This is a genomic window from Acetivibrio straminisolvens JCM 21531, assembly GCF_000521465.1.
GTDB lineage: Bacteria > Bacillota > Clostridia > Acetivibrionales > Acetivibrionaceae > Hungateiclostridium > Hungateiclostridium straminisolvens.
In genome coordinates, this window is record NZ_BAVR01000099.1 from 1 (window position 1) to 6,645 (window position 6,645).

Here is a 6,645-nt window from a genome sequence, read left to right on the forward strand (position 1 = left end):
TAATTCTTTACAAGCTACTAACTCTTTGAAAACCTAAACTATATCGTTGCTTCCTCCCGTAATGGTATTCAGAAACTCAATCCATCTGGGTGCCTTGCTGTTAGGAATAAACTCGACAAGGCAAATTTGCTCATATAGTACTCTCTCTTATGTAGTACTCTTGCTTATGAGGGAAAAGTTCTCCTGTCTTTATGTCTACCACACCATTCTTACAGTTCAGCTTCCATATATCAGAATCAAGCTTATCTGGCATGACTATCAAGCTTCAAGGTTTGGAGCTACATCGATCATGGCTTTAAGCTGCCTGCGTTTTCAGACTACACGGCATGGCACACTAATTCTTTCCTCGTGGCTTAATCTTTTATCCAGCTTGCTTCTGCGAACATATCTCTTGCTGTTCTAATAGCAAACTGTGTAAGTTCTCCGGTTTCTTTCCTCCAGCAACAGCTGTCATATACCAACCAGTATTTAAAAGCCGGATAATATCTAATGATTTCACCAAACATGTAACGCAGCCTTTCTGCATTTCCGCTGCCTGTCCTGTGGTAATGCTTCTTCCCCGGAGGATTTGGCTGGTATCTGCTGATACCGTGCGCTATTTTCTTAACTTCCGCTTCATCAAGCGGAGGATTGCACCTTGCGTTGTTTTCTGCAAGTAATGCCGTATAGATGCCTTCCTCCGTCATTCCTCTTGCTCTCATGGTTCCTGCAAGGCTTGTCAGGGTACTGTTGCGGTTTCCTTCCTTAATCTCGACTATAATACTGCTACCTTCAAAGGGTGTAAGCAATACTTCCTCCCTTTCCATAAGCTTTAATAGCCACTCCGGAGCTTCTGCCGGGGTTCTGTCAAAGGGAGAATGATCCTTTATCCATTCATACCGATTACCGCTTATATGAACGCTTGGTGAAACGACTATCAAACCATCGTTTGAGCGGGTGTCAAGACCCGGTGCAAACTTTGTTTTATTAGGAATGCTCCTGCCTTTAGGATATTTAAAGATATAATGCCGACCTCCTCTGCCGGTAACAGCAGTAATCGTATCCGGAAGTTTGCCATGTGCTGCTTCAAGTACCGATAGAGTTTCATCACCACCATCGTCCACATCAAGCACCAACCAGCCGGATTTCTCACCTGTAAGAATGCCTATATTGGCATTGGGTGTTTTCGTCCACCATTTCTTTATTTGCTCCATATCAGCAGTAGAATTCTTGTACCAGCCGGTATATAACGGATGCTTTCCTTTGCTGTCGCAATTTCTCCCTGCCTTGCAGGAGCAGGAGCCATCCTCATAAATCCAATGCAAAGGCTTAACTGAGATATTGGCTTCTGCATATTTTAATGCTGCGTCCATCATTGTCACTTTCAAATTCTCACCTCCTGTCGTGCTGAAAACAAATTGAGCCTAACAAATAGTTTTCAAACTATCTGCCAGACTCTATAGGTGAGTCTTGTGCTCCCTTTGTGGCTCTGTGCCAGATTTATTCACTTTTCACCCCGCCTTTTTCTCCAGCTTTACTTCAAAAACCTTTCTGCACACCGGGCATTTGATTTCAACATCAGCATAATCAGCATCAAATACTCTGTGATTACAATGAGGACAGCGGACAATGTACTTTTTCTTACTCACCTGCCTTCACCTCCGGCTTCTTTAGCTTCATGAGTCTTGCCATCTTCATCATCACAGGCTCTAAAATCTCTCCAACCATGTAATGAACCATTGGTGAGTAATTCTCCTTTGCTTCATCAAACAGCTTGGAGATAAGGTCATAGAGATTCTTTATATCCTCATCTGTAGCATCTGCGGTGTTGATTTCAATAAAAATTTTCGTTTCATCACGTTTGGCGATATAGTCGCTCACATACTTCTCCAGAGCGTATCTTGCTATGCTTGATGTGGTGACGCTTGCTCCGGCATTCGTGCTTGTAACTCATCAATGATAGCATCCAATTCATCCGACTGCCTTTGTGTAAGCCTTACCCGTAGCATACTATCCTTTTCTGTAGACATTATTGCACCTCCTGTATTTCTTATTGGTTTAATTGTATTGCAATGTATTACATATTGCCGAGCATGGATAAAAGAAAACCCGGCTTACCTTTGATTGGCTTGCCGGGGATTGAATTTTGCTTCATTTAAACTTCATGTATCTGCATATGTCTTAATAGTATCCGCTTATATAACATTGAAAAATACTTTGTCTACCAAGTCCGTATAAACAACTAATAATTAAAGTACTATAATATTTTAACATTATTAATATTACAAACAATCATTTCAATTCCATGCATCTCAAGAAATAGTATAGTGCTAAGACAATCAAACTGTTCCTTTATATTCCTGTCTTCCCTTACACAACTTTAACCTCCAAATAATCGCATCCAGTAATTCCATTCTTCTCCATAGCTTTCTTAAGCTTTTCTGATATAAAAATCGACATATAATGGTCTTTAAGCCTAAATAAATCGATATCTTTAATCACACTTCCCTTTATAGCATATTTTTGAACAGAAATCATTTTTTCATTTTCATCAATTTCATGAACACTATATTTCGAATTTTCTAAATCAAGTGCATCAACAATATTGCATATATTGACCAAATACAAATCTAATACTTCTGACTCATCTTTACTTCTTGCCCTTATAGGTAAATACTGAACTTTATTATTTTTCATGCTTTCAATAATACTTTTTAATTTATCAGTAACAATAAACCAACTTAAATCATTTGGAACATAGTCAGTAATTACTCTCTTATTACCATTATCATAATTCACTTTAATATCAACATTCCAATCACAGGATTCGATTCCTTTTTCAGCTTCATACCTATCAAATGAAAGGGTTTTTTCGTCAATTTCTAAAAAAATCGAATTATCTTCATGTTCATAATCATATAGCAACTTATAATATTTCATGATAACCTCCTATTATTCCCAGAAGCTTTTTGTAAGCATATCTGGATTTTTTAATACTTCATTCTTTACACTTTCAAAAAGTTTCAAGAATATGTTAGTATCACCTTTCGCAATAGAATCAATGCGTTTAATTTCATTAAGCATATAATCATGATATGCATTTGGATGTCTCCCTTGGTGTTGCACTGCAGCTTTCTTCCAACTGCCATCAAGATCTAATCCATACTTTTTGGTTATTTTTTCAATCTGTGCTGTATATGTACTACTCTTATTTGTCAGGAAGTGATGAGTCTGTGTTGGCTTAGCAGTACTACTCGTTCCCTTAACATACTTATTCGCATTATGAACCAATACCCTATTTTCGCCAACATGATACGTATGAAAATTATCGACCTTAAAATTGTAAACCTTTACAGGCTTATCTGTTATTTCAAGCTTTTTACCTTCCAATACTAAAACACTACCTCTTGAATCAACCAACTTATCTCCTACTTGCAGTTTTCCCGCTTCAACAAAACCCACATCTTTAACATAAAACGGATGCTCAAAGGTCGTCTTGATTTCCTCTCCATTAATTGTCAAATGTAAAAGCTCCGTTGTCTCTCTCACATATGTCTCAAGCACCGTCTTCTCCGCTACTTCAAAAGTCTCCGGATTCGTCGCAATTACCTTGTCTCCTGCCTTGATATTCTCTATCGCAACCAAGCCTGCCGCTGTCAATACCATCGTACCCGCAACAAAGCATTTGAAATCTATTTTCTTGCCGTTATCATACACCTTGTACCGGTTTTCGTCGACTAATTTGTTGATTTTTGAAACAGTAATTGGTATGATACTTCAATTTAGCTTAAAGAAATTCTTGAATAATGTCTAAAAATATCTTTTAGGTATGTCACATTTACAATACTTTTGAAATTATTTCTCTTGATCATGTTATTCATTTCTTCTTTTGATAATGTTAACATAAGAAAATCTCTTCCTTGGATACTATTTGTAATTCTTGCCAAGAAAGAAACTTTTCAATCTTTTTGTAGGTAAAGTGAGACAGATATGCTTAAGGTCTACTCATGCGGATTTCCACCTGTTCTCCTCCATTATCTTGCCCAACCGCACCACAGAATTATTTATATTCCCTAAGAAGTATCATAATTTTATTATAAAGTCAACAGTTTATAGTACAAGCAGGAAGCCCAAGCCAGTCTAGCTTACAAACTCTTGCTGCACCAACAAAAATACCACTGTCTTCTTCACCGTTATAACTTAAATATATCATGCTATTACCAGTTTTCATTAATTTGGTAATGCAATTGTGTTTAACTTACTTTTCTGTTTTGTCAGTCTTAATTTTTTAGTATTATTATACTATGATTTCAAATTTCCCACGACAGATTCTTCTTTTTCAAAGTTCCATCATACGTTTATATTGCCTTTTTAATTCACTTGTAAATTCGATAAATGTATCTAATTTTACCACAAACCTAAACCCTTTGTCATAACCACTTAATTCACCGTCAGTAATTGTGCCTATATTTAACCAAATTTCCATGTATATTTCTCCATCTTCCAATGGGTCATCCACTATAATGTCAAAATAGGATTCAGAACTTGAAAATTCAAATTTCTCAAAGTTTTTTTAGATAGTTTATTTTCTGCTATTTGCTCAAATTTTTCAATCAAACTTTTAATCTCATATACACTAAAAGTTGCTCCCATATCAGGCGTATAAACATATTTTTCCCGTGGAACATTTAAGACAAATTCAAATGGAATCCAATTCTCACTATCTTGTCTTTCCTCATCAACATCAAGAAAATCATTATTAAGCAAGTTAATTTCTAACAAAATATTACCCTCTATATTGTTTAATTTAGGCATATAACTCCCCCTTAATTATTCTTGAAATATTTTTCTTTTCTGCTTTTATAGCTCCCAATTATTTTTAAAATGAGAAATTCTAGTTTTCTTTTTTACTACTTGATTAATTTTTCTCATTACAAAGTGCGTCACGTTCCCTATTTTCTCCTTTTGAGCTTCAAACATTAAAAATCTTTTTATGTTATTATAGAAATATTGTAAATCATTAGTCGATATTTCAGAAACTGAATACCCAATCAAAGTACACTCCTCTTTTTATATCAACTCTAACAATCAGAGTTCTTTCTATGATTTACATTATTCCTTTATTCTAAGTATACTTCATACTAAATGTTCTTTCGCTTTCTCTAATCTATTCACTGTCCATGCAACTCTCGTCTTAAATTCTACAATATGGCATCCTTTTTTCAAAGTTTATTTCATTTTAGTACAAGAATACTCTTTCTTAATCTATTGGCAGTGAACTAATCTCTCCATTGTTTTTTAACATTTTTAAAACATCTTTCCAAGTTTTTAATGATTTAGTTTTTCCTCCTACTGTCGTTATTACAACACCTTCCTTATTAACTATAACTACATCATAATAATTGCCATTCTTTTTTGCAAATACAGTTCTACCCCCTGATTGATAGACTTTTTGTGAATAATTATTCCTAATATCATTTATTTTTTCATCACTAAAGCCTCGCTCTTTAGCTCTCTTCTCTCCGTGTTTAGTTTTTTTAATTTCGGGCATTCCATTACTATAGTTTGAACTTGCATTATGCACCAATACACCAATATGTGCAACATGATAAGTATGAAAATCATCCACTTTGAAGTTGTAAACCTTTACAGGCTTATCTGTTATTTCAAGCTTTTTACCTTCCAATACCAAAGCATTGCCTCTTGAATCAACCAATCTGTCTCCTACCTGCAGTTTTCCCGCTTCAACAAAGCTCACATCTTTAACATAAAACGGATGCTCAAAGGTTGTCTTGATTACCTCTCCATTGATTGTCAAATGCAAAAGCTCCGTTGTCTCTCTCACATATGTCTCAAGCACCGTCTTCTCCGCTACTTCAAAAGTCTCCGGATTCGTCGCAATTACCTTGTCTCCTGCCTTGATATTCTCTATTGCAACCAAACCTGCCGCTGTCAATACCATCGTACCCGCAACAAAGCACTTCATTGTAGATGCCGCCCCGGCACTGAAAACAGCCAGCGCGTTTACTGCAATCTGGAATCCATTGTAAAGTGCATTGGAATGCAGCTTCCGGTTAAATTCAACCAATGCGTTGGATGGATCAAACAGCGATACTCCCATTGCCAATATGTCAAATCCGTCCATACCAAACGAGAGTGCTGCAGTTACTTTTGACGTAATTTTTATCGCTTTCCCTAGTGCGCTCACGCATTCGATGCCTTTCCCTGCTAGAGCTCCCAAAGCACCCAGCCCGGCACATGCAGCTCCCGTTACCGCTCCGGAAACCGCTCCGCTTAAAGCGCCATCCGCAAATCCTTCTAAAAATGAACCTCCATTTACCGCCGCAGCTATTCCTCCGACCGCTCCTCCTATCAAGCCTCCGGCCAAAGCTCCCCAGAATGCTCCTGCCAGTACGACTCCCAATATACCGCCTGTCAACGCTGCCGCTATTCCCAGTCCTGCAATAACTACCGCCGCAACTACTATTTTAGCAATGGATTTCCAATTATCTTTACACCACTCGGCAACAGCTTTGCAGCCGTCCTTAAATTTTTCCCAGCCGTTTTTCTCACATTCTGGTTTTAAGTAATAGTACTCTTTATAGAAATCTTCTTTTCGTTTATTGATAACAGCAGCCACTTCTCCGTCGATACGGACTACTTCCG

The 6,645-nt window shown here is 37.0% G+C and carries 7 protein-coding genes and 2 pseudogenes; all 9 read right to left on the reverse strand.

Annotation, left to right across the window (positions count from 1 at the left end):
* Positions 1-130 precede the first annotated feature (130 nt).
* Positions 131-253: a hypothetical protein gene (locus tag JCM21531_RS18525; RefSeq protein WP_094184839.1), complete on the reverse strand. Its 123-nt coding sequence runs from the start codon at positions 251-253 to the stop codon at positions 131-133.
* Between the two features lie 100 nt (positions 254-353).
* Positions 354-1,361: a bifunctional DNA primase/polymerase gene (locus JCM21531_RS16245; RefSeq protein ID WP_243467863.1), complete on the reverse strand. Its 1,008-nt coding sequence runs from the start codon at positions 1,359-1,361 to the stop codon at positions 354-356.
* A gap of 129 nt (positions 1,362-1,490) precedes the next feature.
* Complete coding sequence (locus JCM21531_RS19380; protein WP_003513997.1) at positions 1,491-1,628, reverse strand: hypothetical protein; 138 nt, start codon at positions 1,626-1,628, stop codon at positions 1,491-1,493.
* A pseudogene (locus tag JCM21531_RS16250) lies at positions 1,621-2,009 on the reverse strand (hypothetical protein). Before JCM21531_RS16250 ends, JCM21531_RS19380 begins: the two are co-directional and overlap by 8 nt.
* 340 nt (positions 2,010-2,349) lie before the next feature.
* Positions 2,350-2,919 (reverse strand): imm11 family protein, encoded by a 570-nt coding sequence (locus tag JCM21531_RS16255; RefSeq protein ID WP_038291405.1) that lies wholly within the window; start codon positions 2,917-2,919, stop codon positions 2,350-2,352.
* Positions 2,920-2,931: 12 nt separating this feature from the next.
* Positions 2,932-3,669 (reverse strand): annotated as a pseudogene (locus JCM21531_RS18530) (polymorphic toxin-type HINT domain-containing protein); the annotation flags it as partial.
* Positions 3,670-4,318: 649 nt separating this feature from the next.
* Positions 4,319-4,486 (reverse strand): hypothetical protein, encoded by a 168-nt coding sequence (locus JCM21531_RS23125; RefSeq protein ID WP_243467861.1) that lies wholly within the window; start codon positions 4,484-4,486, stop codon positions 4,319-4,321.
* An 11-nt stretch (positions 4,487-4,497) separates the two neighbouring features.
* A complete protein-coding gene (locus tag JCM21531_RS23130) occupies positions 4,498-4,794 on the reverse strand; it encodes a WapI family immunity protein (protein ID WP_243467862.1) in 297 nt (98 codons plus the stop codon).
* 445 nt (positions 4,795-5,239) lie between these two features.
* The coding region (locus tag JCM21531_RS16275) for a polymorphic toxin-type HINT domain-containing protein (protein ID WP_038291409.1) at positions 5,240-6,645 on the reverse strand (1,406 nt) is incomplete at its 5' end.